The 25,150-nt window shown below is 71.3% G+C and carries 19 protein-coding genes; 8 read left to right on the top strand and 11 right to left on the bottom strand.

The genetic code is table 11. From position 1 onward, the window contains the following. Positions 1-4: 4 nt before the first annotated feature. Positions 5-2,809 carry an ATP-binding protein gene (locus QC818_RS08860; RefSeq protein ID WP_309652487.1) on the bottom strand — a complete coding sequence of 935 codons (2,805 nt, stop codon included), beginning with the start codon at positions 2,807-2,809 and terminating at the stop codon, positions 5-7. Positions 2,810-3,020: 211 nt separating this feature from the next. Here QC818_RS08860 and ahpC point away from each other — a divergent pair, with 211 nt between their 5' ends. The 3 genes from ahpC to QC818_RS08845 all read left to right on the top strand — a co-directional run bounded on the left by ahpC (position 3,021) and on the right by QC818_RS08845 (position 8,591). Continuing rightward, complete coding sequence (gene ahpC, locus QC818_RS08855; RefSeq protein ID WP_309652486.1) at positions 3,021-3,584, top strand: alkyl hydroperoxide reductase subunit C; 564 nt, start codon at positions 3,021-3,023, stop codon at positions 3,582-3,584. A gap of 435 nt (positions 3,585-4,019) precedes the next feature. Then, on the top strand, positions 4,020-5,573 hold the full coding sequence (gene ahpF, locus QC818_RS08850; protein WP_309652485.1) for an alkyl hydroperoxide reductase subunit F: 1,554 nt from the start codon (positions 4,020-4,022) through the stop codon (positions 5,571-5,573). A gap of 198 nt (positions 5,574-5,771) precedes the next feature. Further along, complete coding sequence (locus QC818_RS08845; protein WP_309652484.1) at positions 5,772-8,591, top strand: sensor domain-containing phosphodiesterase; 2,820 nt, start codon at positions 5,772-5,774, stop codon at positions 8,589-8,591. 74 nt (positions 8,592-8,665) lie between these two features. Here the strand turns inward: QC818_RS08845 and QC818_RS08840 are convergent, their stop codons facing one another. From QC818_RS08840 to QC818_RS08800, 9 genes are all read right to left on the bottom strand, one after another. Continuing rightward, the gene (locus QC818_RS08840) at positions 8,666-9,226 is read right to left on the bottom strand and encodes a hypothetical protein (RefSeq protein WP_309652483.1); all 561 of its coding nucleotides are present in this window, start codon (positions 9,224-9,226) and stop codon (positions 8,666-8,668) included. Between the two features lie 57 nt (positions 9,227-9,283). Next, a complete protein-coding gene (locus QC818_RS08835) occupies positions 9,284-9,841 on the bottom strand; it encodes a nitrous oxide reductase accessory protein NosL (protein WP_309652482.1) in 558 nt (185 codons plus the stop codon). A 14-nt stretch (positions 9,842-9,855) separates the two neighbouring features. After that, positions 9,856-10,680, bottom strand: coding sequence for an ABC transporter permease (locus QC818_RS08830; protein WP_309652481.1), 825 nt, complete (start codon positions 10,678-10,680; stop codon positions 9,856-9,858). Beyond that, complete coding sequence (locus tag QC818_RS08825; RefSeq protein WP_309652480.1) at positions 10,677-11,609, bottom strand: ABC transporter ATP-binding protein; 933 nt, start codon at positions 11,607-11,609, stop codon at positions 10,677-10,679. Before QC818_RS08825 ends, QC818_RS08830 begins: the two co-directional genes overlap by 4 nt. Beyond that, positions 11,606-12,922, bottom strand: coding sequence for a nitrous oxide reductase family maturation protein NosD (locus tag QC818_RS08820; protein ID WP_309652479.1), 1,317 nt, complete (start codon positions 12,920-12,922; stop codon positions 11,606-11,608). The genes QC818_RS08825 and QC818_RS08820 overlap by 4 nt, the downstream gene beginning before the upstream one ends. A gap of 47 nt (positions 12,923-12,969) precedes the next feature. After that, a complete protein-coding gene (gene nosZ, locus QC818_RS08815; protein ID WP_309652478.1) occupies positions 12,970-14,847 on the bottom strand; it encodes a TAT-dependent nitrous-oxide reductase in 1,878 nt (625 codons plus the stop codon). Between the two features lie 3 nt (positions 14,848-14,850). Beyond that, a complete protein-coding gene (gene nosR / locus QC818_RS08810) occupies positions 14,851-16,983 on the bottom strand; it encodes a transcriptional regulator NosR (protein WP_309652477.1) in 2,133 nt (710 codons plus the stop codon). 62 nt (positions 16,984-17,045) lie between these two features. Then, the gene (locus QC818_RS08805; RefSeq protein ID WP_309652476.1) at positions 17,046-17,363 is read right to left on the bottom strand and encodes a c-type cytochrome; all 318 of its coding nucleotides are present in this window, start codon (positions 17,361-17,363) and stop codon (positions 17,046-17,048) included. A 177-nt stretch (positions 17,364-17,540) separates the two neighbouring features. Beyond that, positions 17,541-17,999: an Rrf2 family transcriptional regulator gene (locus QC818_RS08800; protein ID WP_309652475.1), complete on the bottom strand. Its 459-nt coding sequence runs from the start codon at positions 17,997-17,999 to the stop codon at positions 17,541-17,543. Positions 18,000-18,270: 271 nt separating this feature from the next. On the opposite strand from QC818_RS08800, the gene hemN reads away from it, so the two are divergent. From hemN to QC818_RS08775, 5 genes are all read left to right on the top strand, one after another. Further along, complete coding sequence (gene hemN / locus QC818_RS08795; RefSeq protein WP_309652474.1) at positions 18,271-19,656, top strand: oxygen-independent coproporphyrinogen III oxidase; 1,386 nt, start codon at positions 18,271-18,273, stop codon at positions 19,654-19,656. 589 nt (positions 19,657-20,245) lie between these two features. Next, entirely contained in the window at positions 20,246-20,587 is a 342-nt protein-coding gene (locus QC818_RS08790) for a hypothetical protein (protein WP_309652473.1), read from the top strand. A gap of 218 nt (positions 20,588-20,805) precedes the next feature. Next, positions 20,806-21,273: a ubiquinone anaerobic biosynthesis accessory factor UbiT gene (gene ubiT, locus QC818_RS08785; RefSeq protein ID WP_309652472.1), complete on the top strand. Its 468-nt coding sequence runs from the start codon at positions 20,806-20,808 to the stop codon at positions 21,271-21,273. A 31-nt stretch (positions 21,274-21,304) separates the two neighbouring features. Then, positions 21,305-23,413, top strand: a complete 2,109-nt coding sequence (locus tag QC818_RS08780; protein WP_309652471.1) for an adenosylcobalamin-dependent ribonucleoside-diphosphate reductase — start codon at positions 21,305-21,307, stop codon at positions 23,411-23,413. A 177-nt stretch (positions 23,414-23,590) separates the two neighbouring features. Next, positions 23,591-24,331, top strand: a complete 741-nt coding sequence (locus QC818_RS08775; protein WP_309652470.1) for a ribonucleoside-diphosphate reductase — start codon at positions 23,591-23,593, stop codon at positions 24,329-24,331. 90 nt (positions 24,332-24,421) lie between these two features. Here QC818_RS08775 and QC818_RS08770 read toward each other — a convergent pair whose 3' ends face one another. Further along, positions 24,422-25,141, bottom strand: a complete 720-nt coding sequence (locus QC818_RS08770) for an anaerobic ribonucleoside-triphosphate reductase activating protein (protein WP_309652469.1) — start codon at positions 25,139-25,141, stop codon at positions 24,422-24,424. Positions 25,142-25,150: the final 9 nt, after the last annotated feature.

The raw sequence follows: 25,150 nt of genomic DNA, 5'->3' as shown, positions 1-25,150 counted from the left end.
CTCCTCAGGCGTTCTCGGGGGTGGCCAGGCAGCGCGCCAGGGCCGCGAAGAGGTCATCGAAGGCGACCGGCTTGACCAGGTAGTCGTCGAAGCCGGCCTCCCGGCCGCGGCGCACGTCGTCGCGCATGGCGTTGGCCGACAGCGCCAGCACCGGCAGGTGGCGCAGGGACGGAACCGCGCGCAGCCGCGCCAGCGCCTCGAAGCCGTCCATGCCGGGCAGGTGCAGGTCCATCAGCACCAGGTCCGGGGGGCGGCGGCGGATCAGCTCGAGGGCCTGCTCGGCGCTGGTCGCCAGCTGCAGGCTCAGGCCCTCGCGCTCCTCGAAGGCCTCGGCCATCAGCCGTCGATTGGCCGGGTTGTCCTCCACGTAGAGCACCCGGGCGCGCACCTCGGCGGCCGGGGCGGACGTCGGCGCGGCCGCCGGAGGCGCGGCGGGGGCGGTAGCGGGCAGGGTGAACCAGAAGTGGCTGCCCTCCCCGGGGCGGCTCGCCACCTCGAGGCGGCCGCCCATGTGCTCCACCAGCTCGCGGGTGATGGCCAGGCCGATGCCGGTGCCCTCCACGGGGCCGTGCTCGGCGTCCAGCCGCTGGAAGGGCTGGAAGAGCTCGCCGCGGCGCCCCTCGGGGATGCCGGGGCCGGTGTCCCGGACGCCGATCCGCCAGGCGTCGCCGCGGCGCTCGATGGCCAGGTGCACCTCGCCGCCGGGGCGGTTGTACTTGATGGCGTTGGACAGCAGGTTGAGCAGCACCTGCTTGAGGCGGGTGTAGTCGCCTTCCACCGTCGCCTCGGCGACCAGGTCCGCCGCCAGCCGGACCTCGCGCTCCCGGGCCTGGGTCTCCAGCGCCTCCAGGGCGTCCTCGGCCACCTCGCCGAGGTCGACGCGCTCCCGCGACAGCGGCAGCCGGCCGGCCTCGATGCGGGCCAGGTCGAGGATGTCGTCGATCAGCCGCAGCAGGTGGCGGCCGCTCTTGTCGATCTGCTCGACCTGGCGGCGCTGGCGCGCGTCCAGCGGGTGGCGTCGGCTGCCGGCCAGCAGCTGCGAGAAGCCGAGGATGGCATTGAGCGGCGTGCGCAGCTCGTGGCTCATCGCCGACAGGAAGTCGCTCTTGGCCTGGCTGGCCCGCTGAGCCTCGTCCCGGGCCCGGGCCAGGGCCTCCAGCACGCTCTCGCGCTCCGCCATCCGCCGGTAGAGGTTGATCAGCAGCGCGCAGGTGGCGGTGAAGGGGCGCAGCCACTCGAGCAGGCTGTCGTCGTAGGCGCGGCGGCCGTTGGCGATGGCGTACATGCCGATCAGGGCGTCGCCGTCGTGGATCGGTACCCCCAGGTAATTGTGCAGCGCGGGGTGGCCCGGCGGCATGCCGCCGCGGTGGGGGTGGCCGGCCAGGTCCTCGGTCATCACCACCTCGCCGTGGGCGAAGACGCGCCCCAGCAGGGTGTCGGGATCGGTCAGCGTCATGTCGCCGCTGCGCAGCCGCTCCATCAGGCGGCGCGACTCCTCGCTCCAGGACAGGTCGGTGATGGCGTGGATCTTCAGCGCCGGGGCCCCGGCCTCCTCGATGACCTCGCCGATCAGCGCGTAGTCGCTCTCGGTGAGCTCGCGCAGGGCCTCCATCAGGAAGGTCCACAGCCGGTGGCCGGACATCAGCGCCTGGTAGTCGGTGATGCCCTGGTGGAGCACGCGCAGCAGGGCGGCCTGGCGCCGGGTCTGGGAGTTGTCGTGGGCGACCCCCACCACGCCGTCGATGCTCCCGTCGACCTCGCGCAGCGGCGCCAGGGTCAGGTCGTGGTGGCGCCCGGGGCGCAGGGACAGCGCCAGGCGCTGGGGGCGGCCGTCCGCCAGCACGCGGCGCTCCGCCGCCTCGATCCCGTCCCGCACGTCCGCGGCGAGGCCGGAGAGGGCGTCGTCGCCGTCGCGGTGGGGCAGCAGCGCGTCGAAGGCCTGGTTGATCGCCAGGTAGCGGCCGTCGCCGCTGCGGGCATAGATGGGGTCGTGGCTGCCGTCGAGCACCGCCCGGAGCAGCTGTCGCTCGCGCAGCGCGGCCTCGCGGGCGGCGCGGATCTCGCTGAGGTCGGTGAGGATGCCGATGAACTCGTCGATGCGGCCCGTCTCGTCGCGCAGGGCGCTGACCGCCAGGTGGACCGGCACCGGATGGCCGTCGCGGTGGCGCGCCTCGACCTCGCGCCCCTGGCCGATGATCCGCGGCGTCCCGCCGGCCAGGAAGCGGCGCAGGTAGCCGTCGTGCTCCCGGGCCACGGCCTCCGGCATCAGCCGGTTGACGTTGTGGCCGAGCAGCTCCTCGCGGGCATAGCCCAGCAGCAGCAGGGCATAGGGGTTGGCATCCAGCACGATGCCGTCAGCGTCGATGCGCAGGATGCCGGTCGCCGACTCGCGCAGGATCGCCTCCAGGCGCCGCGTGGAACGCTCCAGGCGATGCGCCTGCTCGCGGGCGCGCAGCAGGGCCTCGGCCTGGCTCGCCAGCAGGGCCAGGCGGCGGCGTGCCCGGGCGTCGAGGACGCCGGCCACGCACAGCGCGCCGGTCGGCCCCGCGCCGTCGGGGCACAGCGGATGGCCGGCGAGGCCGCCCGCCGTCTCGGCCGCCAGCGGCGTCGCCGCGTCCGCCACCCGGGCACAGAACGCCAGCGCCTCCCGGGAGGGGGCGCCGTCGACGGCCAGCACCCGGGGCGAGCCGCGGCGGTCGACCCGGGCCAGCAGGGCCATCGGCACCGCGAGCAGCTCGCGGGCCAGGCGGGTGACGCCTTCCAGGCCGTCGCCGGTGGGGGCCATGTCGGGGGAGTCGGGTGGCTGCATCCTGCCTCCAGGGAGCGCGGCCCTCGGGACGAGGCGCCGTCCATTCCCCGGGTTATCGGCCGCTCGGGGCCGGACTTGACCCGCGCCGGCGTCGATAGATGTTCTATGGCTATCAGAATTATGATTCTGTTCAATTTAACCTATCGAAGGGCCGCGGTTATTCTCGTTTGCGTCTTCACCCATCACCCAACGCAACGAGGATCGCAACGCCATGTCCCTGCTCAACACCGAGATCAAGCCGTTCAACGCCACCGCCTATCACAACGGCGACTTCGTCGAGGTCAGCGACGAGAGCCTCAAGGGCCAGTGGAGCGTGCTCTTCTTCTACCCGGCCGACTTCACCTTCGTCTGCCCCACCGAGCTGGGCGACCTGGCCGACAAGTACGAGGAGTTCCGGAAGCTGGGCGTCGAGATCTACGGCGTCTCCACCGACACCCACTTCACCCACAAGGCCTGGCACGACAGCTCCGAGACCATCGGCAAGCTCCAGTACCCGATGCTGGCCGACCCGACCCATGTCGTGTCGCGCAACTTCGAGGTGCTGATCGAGGAGGAGGGCGTCGCCGACCGCGGCACCTTCGTGGTCGACCCGGACGGCAGGATCCAGATCATCGAGCTCAACGCCGGCAACATCGGCCGCAACGCCGAGGAGCTGCTGCGCAAGGTCAAGGCCGCCCAGTACGTCCGCGCCAACCCCAACGAGGTCTGCCCGGCCAAGTGGGAAGAAGGCGAGGAGACCCTGGCGCCGTCGCTGGATCTGGTCGGCAAGATCTAAGGACACGCCGATTTATTGCTGCGCTCGATGACCCACAGGAAGTGGGAAATGCGTAGGTTCGTCGGGAACGAACCTAGCCATCCTGACCGCCGGCGGTGCCGGCACGCCGGCCCGGTCGCTCTCTCATGTAGCGAGCTACACTCCGGAAGCTGTGCTCCGGCGGCGGCCAGGCTAGGCGCCCCCGCCTCTCATCGCTCGCGACATAAATCTGCGCATCCTTTGTTGGATCGCTGACCGGCGGGATTTTCCCGCTCCCCGTTACCCCGCCGAGGCGCGGCGCCTCGATCGACCAACCAGTCGCGCAAGCGAGATCGGGACGACGTCCCGGCGGGGCCCGATTCCGGTTCTGCCGACATGGCTTCCGGGTGCGAGTCCATCGCGGCCCGTACGGGGAAGTCGTGTCTTCGAGTCACTCATCACAAGGATTGCCGCGTTATGCTGGACGACTCTCTGAAGCAACAGCTGAAAGCCTACCTCGCCAAGGTCACCCAACCCTTCGAGCTGGTCGCCACCCTGGATGACGGCGACAAGTCCCGGGAGCTCCACGCCCTGCTCGATGAGATCGCCGGGCTCAGCGACAAGATCGCCCTGTCCACCGAGGGCGGCGACAAGCGTTCGCCGTCCTTCGCCCTGCACCGCGACGGCGAGCCCACCGGCGTGGCGTTCGCCGGCATCCCCATGGGCCACGAGTTCACCTCCCTGGTGCTGGCCCTGCTGCAGGTGGGCGGCCATCCGCCCAAGGCCAGCGACGAGGTCATCGAGCAGATCCGCTCCCTCGACGCCGACCTGCACTTCGAGACCTACTTCTCGCTGTCGTGCCAGAACTGCCCGGACGTGGTCCAGGCGCTGAACCTGATGGCGATCCTCAACCCGCGCATCTCCCACGACGCCATCGACGGCGCCCTGTTCCAGGACGAGGTCGAGGCCCGCGAGGTGATGTCGGTGCCGAGCGTGTTCGTCAACGGCGAGCCCTTCGGCCAGGGCCGCATGAGCCTCGAGCAGATCCTGGCCCGGGTCGACACCGGCGCCGTCGAGCGCGAGGCCGCCAGGCTCAGCGAGAAGGCCGCCTTCGATACCCTGATGATCGGCGGCGGCCCGGCCGGCGCCGCGGCGGCGGTCTATGCGGCGCGCAAGGGCATCCGCACCGGCGTGGCCGCCGAGCGCTTCGGCGGCCAGGTGCTCGACACCCTGGCCATCGAGAACCTGATCTCGGTGCCCCAAACCGAGGGCCCCAGGCTCGCCGCGGCGCTGGAGGAGCACGTCAAGGAATACGACGTCGACATCATGAACCTGCAGCGCGCCGTCGAGCTGGTGCCGGGCGAGGCCGGCGGCGAGCACGAGGTGCGCTTCGAATCCGGCGCCCGCCTCAAGAGCCGGACCCTGGTGCTGGCCACCGGCGCCCGCTGGCGCGAGATGAAGGTGCCCGGCGAGGCCGAGTACCGCAACAAGGGCGTGGCCTACTGCCCGCACTGCGACGGCCCGCTGTTCAAGGGCAAGCGGGTGGCGGTGATCGGCGGCGGCAACTCCGGCGTCGAGGCGGCCATCGACCTGGCCGGCATCGTCGGCGAGGTGACCCTGATCGAGTTCATGGACGAGCTGCGCGCCGACGAGGTGCTGCAGAGAAAGCTCGCCAGCCTGCCCAACGTCGAGATCATCAAGGGCGCGCGCACCACCGAGGTCAACGGCGACGGCAACCGCGTCACCGGCCTGAGCTATGAGGAGCGGGCCTCCGGCGAGTTGCGCGAGCTGGCCCTCGAGGGCGTCTTCGTGCAGATCGGCCTGGTGCCCAACACCGAATGGCTGAAGGACTCGCCCATCGAGCTCTCCAGCCGTGGCGAGATCGTGGTCGACGAGCGCGGCATGACCTCGGTGCCCGGCATCTTCGCCGCCGGCGACGTCACCACCGTGCCCTACAAGCAGATCGTCATCGCCATGGGCGAGGGCTCCAAGGCCGCCCTGGGCGCCTTCGACCACCTGATCCGCCACTGAGCGGCCCGGCGCGCGGCCCCGTCCCGGGCCGCGCGCGCATTGACATCGCCTCCCCCGCCCGCCTAGCTTCTACATAAGCTGTTTCTAACAATCAGGTCTCCGGGCACGGCCGTCATCGTCCGCGATCGGGAGACGGGTCGCCGGCCGTGGGCGTCCGACCGTCCGGCGTCGCCACGGGAACTCACAGGGACGCGATGCATGACGATGTCGAGCGATGCGCAGGAGGCCTTTCAGCGGCTGGCGGACAGCCTGTCGCCGGAGGATCGCCGCGATTTCTTTCCCCGCCTGGCCGGCTGCCTGGCGGAGCTGCTGGGCGCCGATCATGTGCTGCTGGCGCGCACCCTGCCGGCGAGTCGGCGGGTGCGGACCCTGGGCGCCTGGTCCCGGGGGCGGCGCCTCGAGCCCTTCGAGTACGAGCTGGCCGGCACGCCCTGCGAGCGGGTGGTCGACCAGCGCCCCTGCCGCTTTCCCGAGCGGGTGTGCGAGATCTTCCCCGAGGATCGGCTGCTCGCCGAGACGGGCGCGGAGGCCTATCTGGGCGTGCCGCTGCTGGGTCCCGACGACCGCTTGTTGGGGTTGGTCGCGGCCCTCTATGACCGCCCCTTGGAGGAGACGGGCACGCCCCTGGAGGTGCTGCGCATCGCCGCGTCCCGGGCCGGCGCCGAGCTGGCCGGGCGCCAGGTCGAGCGGGCGCTGACGCACAGCCATCGCGCCCTGACCCTGCTGCGTCTGGTCAATCGCGCGGTGATCCGGGCCGAGCAGGCGAGCGCGCTGCTCGGCGACATCTGCCGCCTGGCCTGCGAGGTGGGCGGCTATCGCATGGCCTGGGTGGGCTACCCGCTGCAGGATGCCGAGCGCAGCGTGGTGCCCCAGGCCCATGCGGGGTGGGAGGATGGCTATCTCGATGAGGTGCGCTTCCGCTGGGACGCCGCGGCGCCCGAGGGCCGGACGCCGGTGGGCCGCTGCCTGCGCGATGGCCGGCCGGTGATCCTCGAGGACCTGGCGCGCGACGCGACCTTCCCGCGCTGGCGGGAGGCGGCGCAGCGGCGAGGCTACCGCGCCGTGGTGGCCCTGCCGCTGTGCGAGGGCGGGCGGCCCTTCGGGGCGCTGATGCTGCTCAAGGGCACGCCGGGCGGGGTTTCGGACGATGAGCTCGCGCTGCTCGAGGAGCTGGCCGACAACCTGGCCTTCGGGCTCCAGGCCCTGCGGGTCCAGGCCGAGCGCGAACGCACCCAGAAGGCGGTGCTGGACATCGCCGAGGCCCTGACCGCCCGCAGCGACGAGGCCTACTTCAGCCAGCTGGCCCGGCGCATGGCGGATGCCCTGGGGGCGGACGCCGCCTTCATCTCGCGCCTCGAGCCGGGCGAGCCCCTGAGCGCCACGACCCTGGCCGGCCTCGTCGACGGCGCGCCGGTACCGTCCTTCTCCTACACCCTCGCCGGCAAACCCTGCGAGCAGGCCTTCGAGCGCGAGGAGCTGATCATCGACGACGGCCTGGGGGAGTGCTTCCCGGGCATCGAGCTGGCCGAGTCGCTGGGCGCCCGGGCCTATGTCGGGCGGCGCCTCGACGACACCGCCGGCCGGCCGGTGGGCTCGGTGTTCCTGCTCTACCGGCGCCCGATCCTCGAGACCGCCATGGTCAGCCACACCCTGCGCATCTTCGCCGCCGGCGCCGCCGCCGAGCTGGAGCGTCACCGCAGCGATGCCCATATCCGCCACCTGGCCTACTACGACGCCGATACCGGCCTGCCCAACCGGGCCTGCTTCATGGCCCGGCTGCGGGAGGCCGTCGCCGCGGCCGAGGCCCGGGGGCAGCGGCTGGCGCTGATGTTCCTGGACCTCAACCGCTTCAAGGAGGTCAACGACAGCCAGGGTCACGACGTCGGCGATCGGGTGCTGGGCGAGGTGGCCGGGCGCTTCCGCGACTGCCTGGTCGAGGGGGCGAGCCTGGCCCGGATGGGCGGCGACGAGTTCGTGGTGATGCTGGAGGACACCGACCGGCCGGCCGTGGCGGCCATGGCCGAGCGCCTGACCCGGGCCCTGGCGCATCCGGTGGCGGTGGACGGCCAGGCGTTCTCGCTGGACGTCAGCGTCGGCGTGGCCTTCTATCCGGATCACGCCGATGGTCCGCGGGAGCTGCTCAAGCACACCGATATCGCCATGTACCGGGCCAAGCAGGCCGGCGTCGCGGTGCGGATCTTCGACGTGGAGATGGGGCGCGCCCTGGCCCGGCGGCTGAGCCTGGCCCGGCGCCTGGCCGCGGCCCTGGAGGCGGGCGGCCTGAGCCTGCATTACCAGCCCTGCGTGGACATGGCCAGCGGCGCGCCGATCGGCGCCGAGGTGCTGTGTCGCTGGCACGATCCGGTGCTCGGCTGGGTCTCGCCCGGCGAGTTCATTCCCATCGCCGAGGAGCGGGGCATGCTGGCCCGGCTCGGCGAGTGGGTGCTGGCCGAGGCCTGCCGGCAGCTGGCGGCCTGGCGCGACCGGGGGTATTCGCCGCTGCCCGGGCGGCTGCATATCAACGTGGCCGCCCAGCAGCTGGAGGACGCGGCCCTGGCCGAGCGCCTCGCCGCCATCGTCTCGGCGGCCGGCTGCCGCCCCGGGGACATCGCCCTGGAGCTCACCGAGAGCGGCTTCATGGCCGATCCCGAGCAGGCCGTGACGGTGACTCGCTCGCTGCGCGAGGCCGGCTTCTCGCTGGCCATCGACGACTTCGGCACCGGCTACTCCTCGCTGGCCTACCTCAAGCGCTTCGCCGTGGACACGGTGAAGATCGACATCTCCTTCGTGCGCGACATGCTGCGCGACGACAACGACCACGCCATCGTCACCACCATCATCGCCATGGCCGACAGCCTGGGGCTCGCCACCCTGGCCGAGGGCGTGGAGACGCGGGACCAGGCCGAGGCGCTCACGGCGCTGGGCTGCCGTCTCGGCCAGGGCTTCCTCTACGACCGGGCCCTGCCGCCCGAGGACTTCGCCGCCCGCTGGCTGGCGCCGCAGGGCGTGCCGAGCTAGGCCATGTCCGACGCGTGCCGGCGCTCGCCACTACCACGTCAGAATGCTCAGCGACGACGGGCAAGCCGCGTCCTTTACGGCGTCTCGTCCGCGTTGCGGCAGAGCCGCGCCATGCGGGCTCGGGCGGCCTCGAAGCCCGTCAGGTCGAAGGCCATGAACCAGTAGTCCTCGGGGGCGCGGTGGATGCGCAGGCGCAGGGTCTCGCCGGCGGCCATGGCGTCGAGCAGGGCGACGGTGTCGAGCCGCGAGAGGCGCACGTAGAAGCCGTCGTCGCCGCGTTCGATGAGAAAGGCGCCCTCCCCGGTGTGCACGGCGCCCTGGTCGACCAGCAGGTCCACCGGCACCCGGTTGACCGTGGCGCTGTCGGCCTGGACCTCGGCGAGCGCCACCCGCAACTCCAGCCAGGGCCGGTCGCAGGCACCGGGAGTGGCGTTGACGCTGAGCGTGCTGTCGGCGTAGCTGGACGCCTCCAGGGCCCGGGCGTGGCGTTCCTCGCCGAGGCTCAGGCGCAGCGAGTGCCAGGCCCCGTGGGCGCGGACCTCGTCGATGTTGTAGTCGAGCCCCTGGGCCGTGCCGGCCAGGGGCAGCAGGCCGAGCAGCAGGGCGCGGCAGGGGGCGAGCAGACGCGATGGCATGGGGCCTCCCGGGCGACAGGATGCCGGGAGGCTAGCATATCCGGCGGGCGGGGCGCCTCAGTGGGCGTGGGCCGACCCATGGTGCGCCATCCCGGCATCCGCCTCGAGCTCGCCCCGGCCCAGCCGCCCCAGCAGGTCCAGGTCGATGTCCGCGTAGGCGATCACCTCGCCGCCGTGTTCGCCGCGGAAGGCCTCGGCGTCCTGGCGCTCGGCGAAGGAGGCCAGGGTGTGGCCCATGGAACCGCGCCGCTCGTGGCCGACCACGTACCAGGCCTCGTCGGCGCGGATGAAGGCCTCGTCGGCCGGCCGCCCCCAGGGCGTGATGCCGATGTCGTGGACATAGGCATGGGACAGGCGCGAGGCGTTCTCCGGCTGCTGGAGGAAGACGAACAGGTCCAGGGTCGAGCAGAACTTGCGCGGGGCCTCGGCGCCCTCCAGGAAGGCCTGGCCCTTGGGCCCGGGATGTTCGGTGATCAGCATGCCGCAGACATGGCAGCTGTCGCCGGCGTCGATGGCTTGGGGCGGCGCCAGGGCGGCGGTCTCCGGCTCGCCGCCGCAGCCGGCGAGCCACGGGGCGATCAGGAGCAGGGGGAGCAGGCGAAGCAGGCGGAACATCGATACGTCCTCGATCAGGTCGCGCGGTGACGGAAGCGCAGCACGGCCAGCCCCAGCGGGACCAGGATCCAGGCCAGCAGGGTCGTCACCAGCGCGCTCGGGTGGAACATGTCGCCCCGGGCCATGGCGCCCAGGCCGGTGAACTCCCGGGCGGCGTCCACGCCGGCCAGGTTGAGCAGCCGGAAGCCGTCGGTGGGGTTGAGCAGCATCAGCCAGGGTAGCCAGTCGCCCCCGCCCTCGACGCCGACCAGCAGCGCCAGCAGGGCCAGGTCGAAGACCAGCACGAACAAAAACCAGGTTCCCAGGGCCAGGCCGGCGGCCCGGGCCTTCTCGGTGGCGCCGGCGCTGATCAGGTAGGCCAGGGCCAGGAACGCCCAGCCCAGCAGGATGCTGCTGACGATCAGCAGCCCCAGGCCGCCGGCCAGCTCGCCCAGCGGCATGCCCTCGGCCCCCGGGGCGATGGTGGCGCCGGCCACGCCGAAGCCGAGGCCGATGGCGGCGGCCAGGATCAGGGCGTGGCCCAGGAACTTGCCCAGCAGCAGCTGGGTGCGGCTCAGGGGGTAGGTGAGCAGCAGCAGCAGGGTGCCGGCCTCGTGCTCGCCGACCACCGCGTCGTAGGCCAGCAGCAGGGCGATCAGCGGGATCAAAAACACCGCCAGGGTCGACAGGCTGATCAGGGTGGTGGCCAGGGAGGCGACGCCCAGGCCGCCGCTGGCGGCGGCGCCGAACCAGGCGATGCCCACCGCCAGGACGGCGAGGATCGAGGCGATGGCCAGCACCCAGCGGTTGCGCAGGCCGTCGCGGAACTCCTTGCCGGCCAGGGTCAGGATGGCGTTCATCGACGATCTCCTTGGGCCGCGGTGGGGCGGCGCGAGAAGTGGGCGTAGAGGGCGTCCAGGCTCGGCGGCTGCAGCTCGATGTCCTCCACGCCGGGCAGCGCGGCCAGGCGCCGCAGCACCGGCAGCTTGGCCTCGGCGGGCAGCGACAGCGACACCTCGTGGCCGTTGAGGGGGCGGGCCTGGATGCGGGCGTCGTCCCACAGGGCCGGCCAGTCGTGCTCCGCCAGCCGGCCCCGGGCGCGGATGGTCAGCGGCAGCGCGGCCTCGCGGCGCAGCGCGTCCAGGCCGCCCAGGGCCAGGCGCCGGCCGGCGCCGAGGATCAGCGCCCGATCGATATAGGGCTCGATGCCGGGCAGCACGTGGGACGACAGCACCACCGTGCAGCCGCGGTCGCGCAGCTCGCCCACGGTGGCGTAGAAGTCCCGGGTGGCGGCGGGATCCAGGCCGGTGGTGGGCTCGTCGAGCAGCAGCAGCCGGGGGGCGCCGAGCAGCGCCTGGGCCAGGCCGAGGCGCTGGCGCATGCCCTTGGAGTAGGTCTTGACCCGTCGCCCGGCGGCCTCGCCCAGGCCGACCCGCTCGAGCAGGGCGTCGACCTGCTGCCGGTCGGCCCGCTTGAGCCGGGCGAAGAAGCGCAGCACCTCGCGGCCGCTGAGCGCCTCGTAGAAGCTGACGTTCTCCGGCAGATAGCCCAGCCGGCGGCGCAGCGCCCCGGCATGGGGGCCGTCGGGAGCGCCGCCGAGCACCTCGATGCGGCCCGCGTCGGGGGCCAGCAGGCCGAGGATCAGCTTCATGATGGTGGTCTTGCCGGCGCCGTTGTGGCCCAGCAGGGCCAGGACCTCGCCGTCCTCGACCCGCAGGTCGAGGCGGTCGAGGCGGGTCAGGGCGCCGTGACGCTTGGTCACGCCCTCGAGCGAGATCATCGCGGTCATGTGTCGGCCTCCAGCGAGTCGGGGGGCGTCATCAGCGGGGCGCTGTCCTTGACGCCCTGGGGGCGGAACACCGGGAACTGGCGCTGCACCCAGCGCAGGGCCAGCACCGCCGGGCCGTGCATCAGTAGCCGGGCCTCGGGGTGGCGCCACAGCAGCCGGTCCATGGCGTCGTTGGGCTCGTAGGGGGTGTCGCCGGTGCCGTCGCCGGCCAGGTCCCAGCCCAGGTAGTCGCTCCAGTAGTTGCCGCGGCCGTCCTCCGACCATTCCTGGGCGCGGGTGGCCACGTACTTCACCTGCTGGCGGTTGTCGACGAAGGCGTTGCCGGCCACGACGTTGTCCTCCGAGCCCGCGGTCAGGTGGATGCCGATGTCGCTGTCGGCGAAGCGGTTGCCGGCGAAGCGGTTGAACTGGGCGTTGTAGACGAACAGCGCCTTGCCCTCGCCGCCGCCGACCAGCAGCTCGCCGGTGTCGTCGCGGGGCTGGTGCACGCCGCTGACCCGGTTACCGCGCAGCAGGCTGTCGGTGATGTTGTTCATCAGGATGCCGTAGTGGCGATCGTCCTCCGAGCGGTTGCCGATCACCGTCAGCCGCTTGGACTGCATCAGCGCGTAGCCGGTGCGGGTGTGGCGGGTCAGGTTGTCTTCCAGGCGGTTGTCGTGGGCGTACATGTAGTGGACGCCGTAGCGCAGGTCCTGCATGCGGTTGTCGCGCAGCAGGCTGTCGCGGCTGGTGTCGATATAGATGCCGTCGCGGACGCGACGGATGTCGTTGCCCTCCACCCGCGCGCCGGCGACGTTGAACAGGTGGATGCCGTTGCCGCGATCCTGGGAGCGCCGTTCGGCATCGCCGCGGATCCGGTTGTCGCGGACCACGACGTCGTCCACCGAGTCGAGGCGGATGCCGAAGCCGGGACCCGACAGGCGGTTGTCGCGGATCCGGCTGCCGGTGGCGGCCTCGCGGACCAGGATGCCGCTGTCCATGGCGGTCAGGTCGTGCCCCCAGCCCCGGATGGTCAGGCCCTCGAGGACGATGCCCGGGGCCGCCAGGGTCACGGCGGTACCGGTGCCGCCGGCGTCGAGCACCGCCTGGCGGTCGCCGGCGACGGTCAGCGGCTTGTCGATGACCAGCGGTCCGGCGTGGCGCCCGGCGGCCAGGCGCAGGGTATCGCCCGCCTCCGCGTCCGCGACCAGCGCCTGCAGCGGCTCGCCGGGCTCGGCGGTCCGGACCGCGGCCCAGGCCCCGGCGGGGCCGAGCATCAGGCTGGCTGCCGCGGTCAGCAGGACCGCGGCGGCATGGGAAAAGCGTCGGGTCATTACGGCTCCCGTGATACGGGGCCGGGATGCCCCGGCCCCGTCGTGGCTCAGGCCTTCTCGACCAGCATGCGGCCGGTCATCTCCATGTGCATGGCATGGCAGAACCAGTTGCAGTAGTACCAGTGGACCCCGGGCTTGTCGGCGGTGAAGGTCACGCTGGCGGTCTGCTGCGGGCTGATCTCCATGGACACGCCGTGGTTGACCATGCAGAAGCCGTGGGTCAGGTCCTCGACCTGGTCGAGGTTGGTGATCACCACCGTGACCTCGTCGCCTTGCTTCACCTTGAACTCGGTGAGGCCGTACTGCGGGGCGATGGAGGTCATATAGACCCGCACCTGGTTGCCGTCGCGCACCACGGTGTTGTCGGTCTCCAGGGTGACGCCGTCGGCCTCGGCCATGGCCCGGGTCTCGGCGAAGTAGGGATCGTCCCGGGTCCAGGTGCGGCTGGGATTGAGCTGGTCGGCGCGCAGCAGGATGCAGTCGTGGGGCTCGGCATAGGTGGGGCCGTCATGCACGAGCTTCATCTCCTCGCCGGAGATGTCGATCAGCTGGTCGTTCTCCGGGTGCAGCGGGCCCACCGGCAGGAAGCGGTCCTTGGAGAACTTGGAGAGCACCACCAGCCACTGGCCGTCGGCGTCCCGGGACTCGGTGAGGCTGGCGTGGTTGTGGCCGGGCTGGTAGTGGACGTCGAGCTTCTGGCGGATGTAGTTGACCTGCTCGCCCTGGTAGGCGCGGATGGCGTCGGCGATGTTCCACTTGGCCACCTGGCTGTCGATGAACAGGGTGGTGTAGGCGTTGCCGCGGCCGTCGAAGGTGGTATGCAGCGGCCCCAGGCCCAGCTCCGGCTCGCCGACCACGGCGTCGCGGGGGGCGATGGCGTCGTCGAACAGCTGGGGCAGCCGGTCGATGGCGATGATCGAGACGGTGGGCGACAGCTTGCCGTTGGCGATGAAGTACTGGCCGTCCGGCGAGGTGTTGAGGCCGTGGGGGTTCTTGGGCACCGGGATGTAGCGGGTCAGTTGCGAGCCCTTGCGGCCGTCGAGCACCGGCACCTCGGCGTCGCCCAGGGTCCGGTAGTCGCCGGCGGCGACCGCCGCCTCGATGGCCTCGACGTCGAACACCACCACCCAGTCGCGCTCGGCGCGCATGGTGTCGGACAGCGTCATGCCCTTCTCGGAGTTGTAGCAGGTCGAGGCCACGAAGCGCCCCGTGTAGTCGGCGTCGGTGTTGTCGAGGTTGCCGTCGACGATCACCTGCCAGGCGACCTCCATGCTCTCCGCGTCGATGGCGTTGAACATGGTGTAGTAGTCGTCCGGGTTCTCCAGGTCGCGGCCGTCGTTGATCTGGGGGATCGGCAGCTCGGCGTTGGCGAAGACGTACTTGGTGTGGGGCACCTTCTGCAGGCGCAGGCCGTGGATGGCCTGGACGTTGGGGACGCTGGTGATCTTGTCCGTCTTCATGATGTCGAGACGGATCCGTGCCACCCGGGTGTTGGCCTTGTCGTTGATGAACAGGTACTTGCCGTCGTAGCGGCCGTCGGTCATGGAGATGTGCGGGTGGTGGGCATCGCCGTTGAGGAAGCGGGCCGAGTCGCCGAGCACCCGCCGCGACTCGTTGGTGATGCCGTGGCCGGTGGCGCTGTCGACGTTGAACACCGGGATGCGCATCAGCTCGCGCATGGAAGGCACGCCGAGCACCCGGACCTCGCCCTGGTGCCCGCCGCTCCAGAAGCCGTAGTAGTCGTCGAGCTCGCCCGGCGCGACGGCCTCCGCGCCCTCGCCGGCGGCCCGGGCCTGGCGGCTGTTGAGCAACGCCCCGGCGCCGAAGCCGCCGGCCAGGCCGGCGCCGGCCACGCCGGTCACCGCGCTGTTGCGCAGGAAGTGGCGGCGGCCGAGGTTCTCGATGTCCTGCTTCTTCTCGCTCATGGTTCAGTCCTCCTGATGGATCGGGATTCGCTTCGACGTCGGCGCCTCGGGGGCCGGCGTCTCGGGAGCGTCGGGCTGCGCGGCCAGGCGGGCCGCCTTCTCGTAGCGTTTGCGCCGCTTGATCATCGGCGGGCAGCGGTGGGCATCGTGGTAGGTGATCTGGCAGTCGAGGCAGTAGTGGCACTCGTTGGCGTTGATGCGGCCGTCGGGATGGATGGCGGCCACCTCACACTCGTTGGCGCAGATCTGGCAGGGCGTGCCGCAGCTGCCGCGGTGGCGCTTGAGCCAGTCGAACAGGCGCAGGCGGGCGGGGATGGCCAGCCCGGCCCCCAGCGGGCAGAGGTAGCGGCAGTAGGCCTTGTGGTTGAAGGCCGAGAGCGCCACCAGCCCCAGGGCGTAGGCCAGGAAGCCCCAGTCGCGCTGGAAGCGCAGGGTGATGGCGGTCTTGAAGGGCTCCACCTCGGCGTAGCGCTCGGCGGCGCCCAGCGAGTGCAGCGACACCGCGAACAGCGCCAGCAGGATCAGGTACTTCAGCGCCCAGAGCCGCTCGTGGAGGCCGAAGGGCACCTCGACCTGCTTCACGCCGAGCTTGCGGGCGGCCTTGTTGACCAGGTCCTGGAGGGCGCCGAAGGGGCACAGCCAGCCGCAGAAGACCCCGCGGCCCCAGAGCAGCAGGCTGACCGCCACGAAGGACCAGAGGATGAACATCATCGGATCGATCAGGAACGACGACCAGCTGAAGTCGGTGATCAGGGCATTGGTGAAGGTCAGGACGTTGACCACCGAGAGCTGGGCCAGGGCATACCAGCCGATGAAGCCCAGGGTGTAGACCAGGAAGCCCAGGCGCAGCGGGCGCAGGATCCGGGGATGGCGGACCAGGACGTCCTGGAACAGCATGATGCCGGTGAGCACCGCGAGCCCGGTGCCCAGCACGGCGATCTGGAAGGCCTTGTCGCGCCATACCTGGACCCAGACCGCTTCCTCCACGGGGGGCTCGGGCCGCGCGACATAGGCCTCGGGGATGCGGTAGTCGGCGCTGAAGCGGCTGAACTCGGTGTCCAGGGGGCCGGCGGCGCGGCGCACCAGCAGCTCCAGCTGCCAGGGGCGGCCGGGATCGAAGGCCGCCTCCTCGCGGACGATGAAGATGTCACGCTCGTCGAAGGCCGGGGCGCCATCGATCGCCAGGTCGCCCAGGCGGCTATGGTCGCGGTCGTGGAAGCTGACGGTGGTGGTGTCCTGGCTCACCTCGATGCGGTCGAAGATGCCGCCGCGCACGTAGCCCGAGCCCTTGAAGGAGTAGTCGCCGCGGCCCATGACGGCGATGGCGTGCTCGCCCTCGTCGAGGTCGGCCATCAGGCGCCCGTAGCCGGCGTCGCCGAGCAGGTTGCGCCCGGCGGTGGGGGCATTGAGGTAGGTGTAGAAGAGCTCGATGAAGGTGCGGTCGGCGGGCCGGGGCGTATGGAGGTAGTCCTCGGCGGGCGTGCCCACGAAGGTCGCGTCCACCTCGCCGTGGGTGAGGTGCAGGCGGCGGATGGTGCCGTCGCCGGTCAGGGTCTGCCAGTCGGCCGGGGTGAAGACGTCCCGCTTGACCGTCGCCGGCGGCGTGGCCGAGGGGTCGGCGATCAGTCCCTGTTCGGCGGCCACCCGGCGAGCGGCGCGCATGATGGTGTCGCCGACCACGATGACCGTGACGGTGGCCCCGGAGATGGCATCCAGCTCGCCGCCGACCCTGAGCCGGTCGTTGACGTGGGCGCTGACATGGTCGTCGGCGAAGCCCTCCAGCCTTGCCTCGGGGATGCCCACCAGCATGATCGGCTCGGAGTGGTCGAGGACGTCGGCCTGGACGATCCGGCCCTCGAGGTCGATGCCCACCAGCAGGTTGACCGGCTTGCCGGAATAGGCCGGGATCGGGGCGATGTCGGCGGTCTCGAAGGCGTAGCCGAGCAGGGTATCGCCGGCGTGGACCGCGCCGACCGGCCAGCGCGACTCGGCGTCCTCGATGCGGTCGGCCGCGGGGAAGCCCTCGTGCACCTGGGCCGGCGCCAGGGCCAGGGCCGGGCTCGCGAGGCAGAGGCACAGCAGGGGCCAGAGCCACCTGGCGATCGAGGGGAGCAGCGGGGCCCGGAGTAATGGCATGGCGAGGTTCCTGGCGACCGGGAAGGAAGGGAGGGCGCGACGCGGGCGTCGCGCCGGGGCGGTCAGGGCGTCAGGCTGGCGTAGTAGGCGGCGATATCGGCGATGTCCTGGTCGGACAGCGCCTGGGCCTGGGGCGTCATCACGGACGACATGCCGCCGCCGCGCTCCCCGGCCCGGTAGGCCTTGAGGGCGCTCTCCAGGTAGGCGGCGGACTGGCCGGCGAGGTTGGGATAGATGGGCGAGGTGCCCTGGCCGTCGGTGCCGTGGCAGGCGGCGCAGGCGGCGATCTTGCTTTCTCCCGCGGCGGGGTCGCCGGCGGCCTGGGCGTCCAGGGAGAGGAGGGCGGCCCCGGCGATGGCGGCGATGGCGAGCGTCTTCATAACACGTCTCCTTTATGCATCTTTGCCTGCTGAAGAAAGCCCGGTCCGACCATCACCGCACCGGGCGGATGGCATCATCATGCCAGCCGCCCGGCCCTCGGGGCTTGACGTGCATCATGTTGTGGGCAGTCCAGGGAGAAACGCGTCAGCGGCAGGGGACGCGCCGGAGGGGGCGGCTCAGCTCGCCGCCGGGGCGTCGCCGTCCTCGAGGTGGAGCAGCTGGATGAGGCCGCGGCGCTGCGGGCCGAGCAGGTCCGCCAGCGTATAGCGGTCCAGCACGGCGAGGAAGGCGCCCAGGGCCTCGGCGAGGATCGGCTTGAGCCGGCAGGAAGGCGTGATCACGCACTCGTTGCCGTCGCCGAAGCACTCCACCAGGGCGAGGTCGCGCTCGGTGTCGCGCACCAGGCCGCCCAGGGAGATCGCCTCCGGCGCCTGACGCAGCAGCAGCCCGCCGTGCTTGCCGCGGATGGCGGTGATGTAGCCGCGGTGGTTGAGTTCCTGCACGACCTTCATCAGGTGGTTGCGGGAGATCTCGAAGCGCTCGGAGATCTCGGTGATGGTCGAGCGCTCCTCTCCCTTGACGGCCAGATAGATCAGCACGCGCAGGGAATAGTCGGTGAATCGGGTCAGGTGCATGAAGCCTCCGGGCGCCGGCGGGCAAGGGGAATGGGCCGTGGTGCGCGGGATTTTACCATCTTCGTGCGGGCGTCGACGGGGACTGCGGCATCGGGCCGCCGGCGCGGTCAGTTAGATGTATCATAGATGAATATTATGCGGGCTACCTCGAATTGATCTGCATCAGCTACCTCGTCGAGGGTACCGACGGCGCCGGCGGCGGCTGGCATAATCCGGACAGGCGGTGACGACGCGCGTCGTCGCCCGACGGTTCAAGAGGCTCGATTCGATCATGCAAGACACGCTGCCGTTCATCCGCCCCCTGGTCGAGAAGTACGACCGCCCGGGGCCCCGCTATACCTCCTATCCGACGGCCCCGCAGTTCCAGGCGGCCTTCGCCGAGGACGACTACCGGGCCGCGGCCGAGTACAGCAACCGGCTGGAGGTCCCCAAGCCGCTGTCGGTCTATGTGCATATCCCCTTCTGCCACAGCCTCTGCTACTACTGCGCCTGCAACAAGATCATCACCCACAACACCGAGCGGGCGGCGGAGTATCTCGGCTGGCTCGAGCGCGAGATCGCCCTGCAGGCGGCGCTGTTCGACGGCAGCCGGCGGCTGACCCAGCTGCACCTGGGGGGCGGCACGCCCACCTACCTGAGCAATGCCCAGCTCGGCGAGCTGATGGCGGCGCTGGACGCGGCCTTTCACTTCGCCCCGCCCGAGGACCGCGAGTTCTCCCTGGAGGTGGACCCGCGCACCGTGACCCCGGCCCAGATCCACGAGCTGCGCGCGCTGGGCTTCAACCGCTTGAGCTTCGGCGTCCAGGACTTCGACCGCCGGGTCCAGGAGGCGGTCAACCGGGTGCAGAGCGAGGCGCAGGTGGTCGAGCTGGTGGAGGCCGCCCGGGAGGCGGGCTTCCAGTCGATCAGCGTCGACCTCATCTACGGCCTGCCGCTGCAGACGGTGGAGAGCTTCGGCGCGACCCTGGACAAGATCATCGCGCTGCGCCCGGATCGCATCGCCGCCTACAGCTATGCGCACCTGCCCGAGCTGTTCAAGGCCCAGCGCCTGATTCGCCCCGAGGACATGCCGCCTCCGGAGCGCAAGCTCGAGTTGCTGGAGCTGACCATCCGCCGGCTCACCGAGGCCGGCTATGTCTATATCGGCATGGACCACTTCGCGCTGCCCGAGGACGAGCTGTCCAGGGCCAAGGAGAACGGCACCCTGCAGCGCAATTTCCAGGGCTATTCCACCCATGCCGACTGCGACATGATCGGGCTCGGCGTCACCGCCATCGGCAAGGTCGGCGACAGCTACAGCCAGAACGTCAAGGAGACCGCCGAGTACCAGGCGCGCCTCGAGGCCGGTCGGCTGCCGGTGATGCGCGGCTATCGCCTCAGCGACGAGGACCGGCTGCGTCGCGACGTCATCAATGCCTTGATGTGTCACGGGCGGCTCGAGTTCGCCGACATCGAGCGACGCTATGCCATCGACTTCCGGCGGCATTTCGCCGAGGCCCTCGAGCGCCTGGCGGAGATGCGCGACGATGGCCTGATCGCCATCGACGAGCACGGCATCCGGGTGCTGCCCGCCGGACGGCTGATGATGCGCAACGTCGCCATGGCCTTCGATGCCTACCTCGATCCCGCCGCTGGGCGCTATTCGCGCACCGTCTGATGCCTTTCCTGCTCTCCGTTGATCCCCTCCGCCGGGTGTCGCCCGGCGTTGCATCCCAGTTTCCTGCTGTCGAGGAGGCTGGGGAGCGTCATACTCGGCGACGCGCATAATCAGCGGGTCTTCCGATGGTGAAGACTTCGCTTGATTACGATGCTGGAAGTGCGTGTAACAGAATGTTGTCTTGCGTGACGTGGTCGCCGCGGGCTTCGGGCCGCCGGCGAGGGAGGGGGCGATATGCAAGGGTTCAAGTTGGCTGCCTTGACGGTAGCGATCGGTTGCCTGTGGGCCTCGGGGGCCGTGGCGCAGACGGCCTCGACGGGAGAGGCGGCACAGCCCCTGTCCGAGGATGAAATGTCTCGGGTCGCCAATGACCGCCTGACGACGCCGGCGTCGACGGGCGGGGCGCGCCTGAGTGACGAGGAGCTGGCCGAGCTGCTGGAGGACCTGCCGGCGCCCGCCGCGGGCGGCGGTGGTGGCGGCGGCTGTGGCGGGGGCGGCGGCCTGCTGGCGGAAGGCTGTGACGGGCTGATCTTCCTGGAGGCGATCGTGCTGGCGCCGCCCGTCGAGCCGCCATCCGACGAGGATGACGGTGATTCCGGTGACGATGATGGCGGCGATGGCGGCGATGGCGGCGATGGCGGCGATGGCGGTGGTGGCGCCGGCGGCGGTGCCGGTGGTGGCGCCGGTGGTGGCGCGGGCGGTGGTGCCGGCGGCGGTGCCGGTGGTGGCGCGGGCGGCGGTGCCGGTGGTGGCGCGGGCGGTGGTGCCGGTGGCGATGCTGGCGGTGGCGCCGGTGGCGGCTCCGGAAGCGGTGGTGGTTCAGGAAGCGGTGGCGGCGATGGGGGCTCCGGCGGTGGCGCCGGTGGTGCCGGCGGCACCGGTTCGGGAGCGGGCGGCAGCCCGGGCGCCGGCTTCTGACGCCGGCCGATGACGGCACCCGGGGCGCCCGGCCAGACGGCCGGGCGCCCTGTCTTTGGGTGGCCCCCTGGGCCGGCGGCAGGGCGCTCGAATCCATATGGGGTGTCGAATTCTCGCTTGTGCACTATATATGGTAGCGAGGGCGGATGCGCCCGGGCTTGATGCATGTCAGGGCGCGGCATCCGCCATCGCCCTAGCATGGAGCCCCACCCTTGCCGAGGAGAGCCCGCCATGCCCCTGCCCGCTTTGCCCCTGCCCGCCCCGCCCGGGCCGATGCGCCTGCTGGGCGCGCTGCCGCTGGCCGTCAAGCGGCCGCCGCTGGAGGCCTGGCTCAACCGCAGCTTCGCCGCGCCCCTGGCGGAGGGCGAATTCGACGCCCTGGAGGGGCGTCGGGTGTGTCTCGAGATCGCCGACCTGCCGCTGAGCCTGACCCTCGGCCTGGAGGGGCGTCGCCTGGTGCTCGTCGAGGGCCCCGGGGAGGCGGCCATTCGCGGCGGTTGGCGCGAGTTCCTGTGCCTGGCGACGCGTGGCGAGGATCCCGATGCCCTCTTCTTCCAGCGGCGCCTTTCCCTGGAGGGCGACACCGAGCTGGGCCTGACCGTCAAGAACCTGCTCGATGGCCTGGAGGAGGGGCTGGCGCCGGGCCGCCTCGGTGAATGGCTGGGCCGCCTCGAGCGACTGGCTCGCCGCGATCATTGATGCTTTCCCGAATCCCGCTGGAGACCCGCGAATGACTGCACCCGCCCAGGATGCCGCTGCCGGCGAAGACATCCCGCTGCAGGCGCCCTCGCTCGATATCTGGGACACCAAGTATCGCCTCAAGGACCGCCACGGCCGGCCGGTGGATGCCGACCCGGCCGCGACCCGCGAGCGCGTGGCCCGCGCCCTGGCCGCGGTCGAGGCCGACCCCGACGCCTGGCTGCCGAGGTTCCGCTGGGCGCTGGACAACGGCGCCATCCCCGCCGGCCGCATCGTCGCCAACGCCGGCGCCGAAGCCGTCAAGCCGGCGGTCAGCCTGATCAACTGCACGGTGTCGCGGAGCATCCGCGATGCCATGCGCGATATCCTGGAGGCCGTGGTCGACGCCGGGATGACCCTCAAGGCGGGCTGCGGCATCGGCTACGACTTCTCCACCCTGCGCCACAAGGGCGCCTTCGTGTTCGGCGCCGGGGCCGGCACCAACGGCCCCCTGGCGTTCATGGATATCTACGACAGGATGTGCTTCACGGTGGCCTCGGCCGGCGGCCGGCGGGGCGCCCAGATGGCGACCTTCGATGTCGGCCACCCGGACGTGCGAGCCTTCATCGAGGCCAAGCGGGAGGCCGGGCGCCTGCGCCAGTTCAACCTCAGCCTGCTGATCACCGACGAGTTCATGGAGGCGGTGCGCGCCGACGCCGACTGGCCCCTGGCCTTCCCGCTGCACCCGGGCGAGCGGGACGACGTCGGCGAGGACGAGCTGATCTACCGGGACTGGCCGGTGATCGAGGACGGCTACACCCTCGATGACCAGGGGCGGGTGGCCTGCCGCATCGTCGAGGTGGTCCGCGCCCGCGAGCTCTGGGACACCATCATGCGCTCCACCTACGACTATGCCGAGCCGGGCTTCATCCTGATCGACCAGGTCAACCGCATGAACAACAACTGGTTCTGCGAGCAGATCCGGGCCACCAACCCGTGCGGGGAGCAGCCATTGCCGCCGGAGGGCGCCTGCCTGCTGGGCTCGATCAATCTGACCCGCTTCGTGCTCGACCCCTTCGGCGAGGCGCCGCGCTTCGACTGGGAGCGCTACCGTGAGGTGGTGGCGGTCTTCACCCGCATGCTCGACAACGTGGTGGAGATCAGCGGCCTGCCGCTGTCGGGCCAGCGCCGCGAGATCGAGGCCAAGCGCCGCCACGGCATGGGCTTTCTGGGGCTGGGCTCGGCGCTGACCATGCTCAAGATGCCCTATGGCTCGCCGGAGTCGCTGGCCTTCACCGAGGAGGTCAGCCGGGTACTGGCCGTGGAGGGCTGGAAGCAGGCCCTCGAGCTGTCCCGGGAGAAGGGCATGGCGCCGATCCTCGCCGAGGAGTTCGAGCTGACGCCGAGGATGCTGCGCGAGCGGCCGGAGCTGGCCCGGGATGGCTACGAGGTGGGCGACCGGGTGCCGGGACGCATCCTGCACGCCCGCTACAGCCGCTACATGCAGAAGATCGCCGAGGAGGCGCCGGCGCTGGTCGCCGAGCTCGCCGAACACGGCGCCCGCTTCACCCACCACAGTTCCATCGCGCCCACCGGCACCATCTCGCTGTCGCTGGGCAACAACGCCTCCAACGGCATCGAGCCGTCCTTCTCGCACCGCTACTACCGCAACCTCATCCGTGCCGGCCGCAAGACCAAGGACCAGGTCGAGGTGGTGTCCTTCGAGCTGGCCGCCTATCGCCACGTGGTGGCGCCGGAGGCGGTGGAGAGCGACCTGCCGGACTACTTCGTGACCGCCGATGCCGTGACGCCGGCCCAGCACGTGGCGGTGCAGGCCGCGGCCCAGGCCTGGGTGGACTCGGCGATCTCCAAGACGGTGAACGTGCCCACCGACTTCGCCTTCGAGGACTTCAAGGGCCTCTACCTGGACGCCTACGACAGCCGGCTCAAGGGCTGCACCACCTTCCGCTTCAATCCCGAGGCCTTCCAGGGCGTGCTGGTTCGTGAGGAGGACCTCAAGAACACCACCTATGTCTTCGAGCTGGAGAACGGCGAGAGCGTGGAGCTGGCCGGTGACGAGACGGTCATCTACGAGGGCGAGGAGCACAGCGCGGCCAACCTCTTCGAGGCGCTCAAGGAGGGGACCTATGGCAAGTGGTAAGCCACGACCGGCCGCGCTCGACGCGGCGGTGTCGCCGCCTGTCGCCGAAGGCGCCTCGACGGCTCCCCCACGCCGCTGCCGCGGAGGACGGCGCCTTGCCGCCTCATCGCTCGCGGCGGTCGTGGGGCGTCACGCGAGCGCAAGTCTTTCGACGTTCTGTCTTCAAGGAGCCCGCCCATGACCGTCGAGATCACCTCGAAGATCGTGTCCTACAGCGTCAAGAAGGCGGTGGAAGAGCCGCCGCTGGCCGACGAGAACCCCCTGACGGTGCGCATTCCCTCGCGCCCCGAGGGCACCCTGGAAGCCGTCTCGGAGAAGATCTCCTATGTCGGGGCCGAGGGCCGCAAGAAGGTCTACCTGCTGGTGTCCTTCATGCCGGTGGAGGGCGTGCTGGGCGGCAAGCGGGTGGTCATCGAACGCCCGGTGGAGTTCTTCTTCCCCTCCGGCCAGCTGTCCAGCGAGCACCAGTGGATCACCGCCACCATGCGCAGCCTGTCGCTGGCCGCCCGGGGCGGCTATGTCACCCAGGCGGTGGCCGACCTGCGCAAGGTGGCCTGGGACAAGGGGCTGGTGCGTTGCGGCATGAACCGCTGGGGCAAGCCGATGTTCCATGATTCCGAGGTCGCCGCCATCGCCTGGTCGATCCAGCAGATCCTCTACCGCCGGGGCTTCCTGGACCAGGATGGCCACCAGGTGCCGGTGGAGGAGCTGGTCCAGCGCTATGCCCAGCGCCTGGCCAGCGGCCACCCCTGGCAGCCGCCGAGCCCCGAGGAGCAGGCTCGGGCCGAGCGCGAGGCCGAGGCGCAGCAGGGCCGGCCGACGGTGGTGGGGCAGTGCCCCGAGTGCCGCGGGGACCTGATCATGATGGATGGCTGCCCGACCTGCTACGCGGGCTGCGGCTGGTCCAAGTGCGGCTGAGCGGCGAGGGGGCGGCGGCGCAGGTCGGGAGCGCGCGCCGCCGTCGCCATGAGGGCGGTGCCTCGGCTTGTCCCCGGTGGCAAGCGGCGCTCAGCCCCTGAGTTCCAGGCTCTCGAAGCGCGGTGCCAGCCGGGCGACGAGGGCCGCGACGGCCTCCCGGGAAGGGGCGCCGGGCACCGGCGCCTGGTAGGCCGGGTCCAGGCACTGGTCGTGGCGGGCCAGCTGCAGGGCATAGCGGCGCACGCCCCGCTCGGCCAGCCGGGTCGCCAGGCGCTCCACGCCGGCCAGGTCGATGTCCCGCCAGTGCAGGGTGGTGCGGCACTCGAAGGGGACGCCGCCGTCGAGCAGGACCTCGAGGCTGCGGGCCAGGCGCGGGGCCAGGCCCGGTCGACCGATGATGGCGTCGACCCGTGCCGCCTCGCCCTTGACGTCCAGCCCCACCCAGTCCAGTTGAGGCAGCAGGGCCTGCAGCCGTTCCGGGTAGGCGCCGGCGGTGTGCAGCCCCACGGCGAAGCCCAGCGTGCGGGCCTGACGCACCGCCTCGGGCAGGTCGCGATGCATGGCGGGTTCGCCGCCGCTGAACACCACCCCCTCCAGCAGGCCGCGTCGCGTCTCGAGGAAGTCGCGCACCTCCGCCCATTCCCGCCCCTCGCCCCGCCGTGGGGCCAGCATCCGCGGGTTGTGGCAGTAGCCGCAGCGCAGCGGGCAGCCCTGCAGGAAGACCACGCAGGCCAGGCGGTCGGGGAAGTCCAGGGTGGTCAGCCGGGTGAGGCCGGCGACCGGCAGGCGAGGCGCGGGAGAAGCGGGCATGGCGGGCTC

The sequence above is a fragment of the Halomonas koreensis genome, assembly GCF_031451675.1.
GTDB lineage: Bacteria > Pseudomonadota > Gammaproteobacteria > Pseudomonadales > Halomonadaceae > Halomonas > Halomonas koreensis.
This window is presented reverse-complemented; position numbering and strand designations above follow the sequence as displayed.

What these genes read in the sequence shown, in the direction of transcription:
- QC818_RS08820 (WP_309652479.1), bottom strand. Translation starts at nt 12,922, where the DNA reads ATGACCCGACGCTTTTCCCATGCCGCCGCGGTCCTGCTGACCGCGGCA.
- QC818_RS08825 (WP_309652480.1), bottom strand. Translation starts at nt 11,609, where the DNA reads ATGACCGCGATGATCTCGCTCGAGGGCGTGACCAAGCGTCACGGCGCC.
- ahpF (WP_309652485.1), top strand. Translation starts at nt 4,020, where the DNA reads ATGCTGGACGACTCTCTGAAGCAACAGCTGAAAGCCTACCTCGCCAAG.
- QC818_RS08800 (WP_309652475.1), bottom strand. Translation starts at nt 17,999, where the DNA reads ATGCACCTGACCCGATTCACCGACTATTCCCTGCGCGTGCTGATCTAT.
- QC818_RS08830 (WP_309652481.1), bottom strand. Translation starts at nt 10,680, where the DNA reads ATGAACGCCATCCTGACCCTGGCCGGCAAGGAGTTCCGCGACGGCCTG.
- QC818_RS08835 (WP_309652482.1), bottom strand. Translation starts at nt 9,841, where the DNA reads ATGTTCCGCCTGCTTCGCCTGCTCCCCCTGCTCCTGATCGCCCCGTGG.
- QC818_RS08805 (WP_309652476.1), bottom strand. Translation starts at nt 17,363, where the DNA reads ATGAAGACGCTCGCCATCGCCGCCATCGCCGGGGCCGCCCTCCTCTCC.
- QC818_RS08845 (WP_309652484.1), top strand. Translation starts at nt 5,772, where the DNA reads ATGACGATGTCGAGCGATGCGCAGGAGGCCTTTCAGCGGCTGGCGGAC.
- QC818_RS08840 (WP_309652483.1), bottom strand. Translation starts at nt 9,226, where the DNA reads ATGCCATCGCGTCTGCTCGCCCCCTGCCGCGCCCTGCTGCTCGGCCTG.
- QC818_RS08780 (WP_309652471.1), top strand. Translation starts at nt 21,305, where the DNA reads ATGACTGCACCCGCCCAGGATGCCGCTGCCGGCGAAGACATCCCGCTG.
- ubiT (WP_309652472.1), top strand. Translation starts at nt 20,806, where the DNA reads ATGCCCCTGCCCGCTTTGCCCCTGCCCGCCCCGCCCGGGCCGATGCGC.
- hemN (WP_309652474.1), top strand. Translation starts at nt 18,271, where the DNA reads ATGCAAGACACGCTGCCGTTCATCCGCCCCCTGGTCGAGAAGTACGAC.
- ahpC (WP_309652486.1), top strand. Translation starts at nt 3,021, where the DNA reads ATGTCCCTGCTCAACACCGAGATCAAGCCGTTCAACGCCACCGCCTAT.
- nosR (WP_309652477.1), bottom strand. Translation starts at nt 16,983, where the DNA reads ATGCCATTACTCCGGGCCCCGCTGCTCCCCTCGATCGCCAGGTGGCTC.
- QC818_RS08860 (WP_309652487.1), bottom strand. Translation starts at nt 2,809, where the DNA reads ATGCAGCCACCCGACTCCCCCGACATGGCCCCCACCGGCGACGGCCTG.
- QC818_RS08775 (WP_309652470.1), top strand. Translation starts at nt 23,591, where the DNA reads ATGACCGTCGAGATCACCTCGAAGATCGTGTCCTACAGCGTCAAGAAG.
- QC818_RS08770 (WP_309652469.1), bottom strand. Translation starts at nt 25,141, where the DNA reads ATGCCCGCTTCTCCCGCGCCTCGCCTGCCGGTCGCCGGCCTCACCCGG.
- nosZ (WP_309652478.1), bottom strand. Translation starts at nt 14,847, where the DNA reads ATGAGCGAGAAGAAGCAGGACATCGAGAACCTCGGCCGCCGCCACTTC.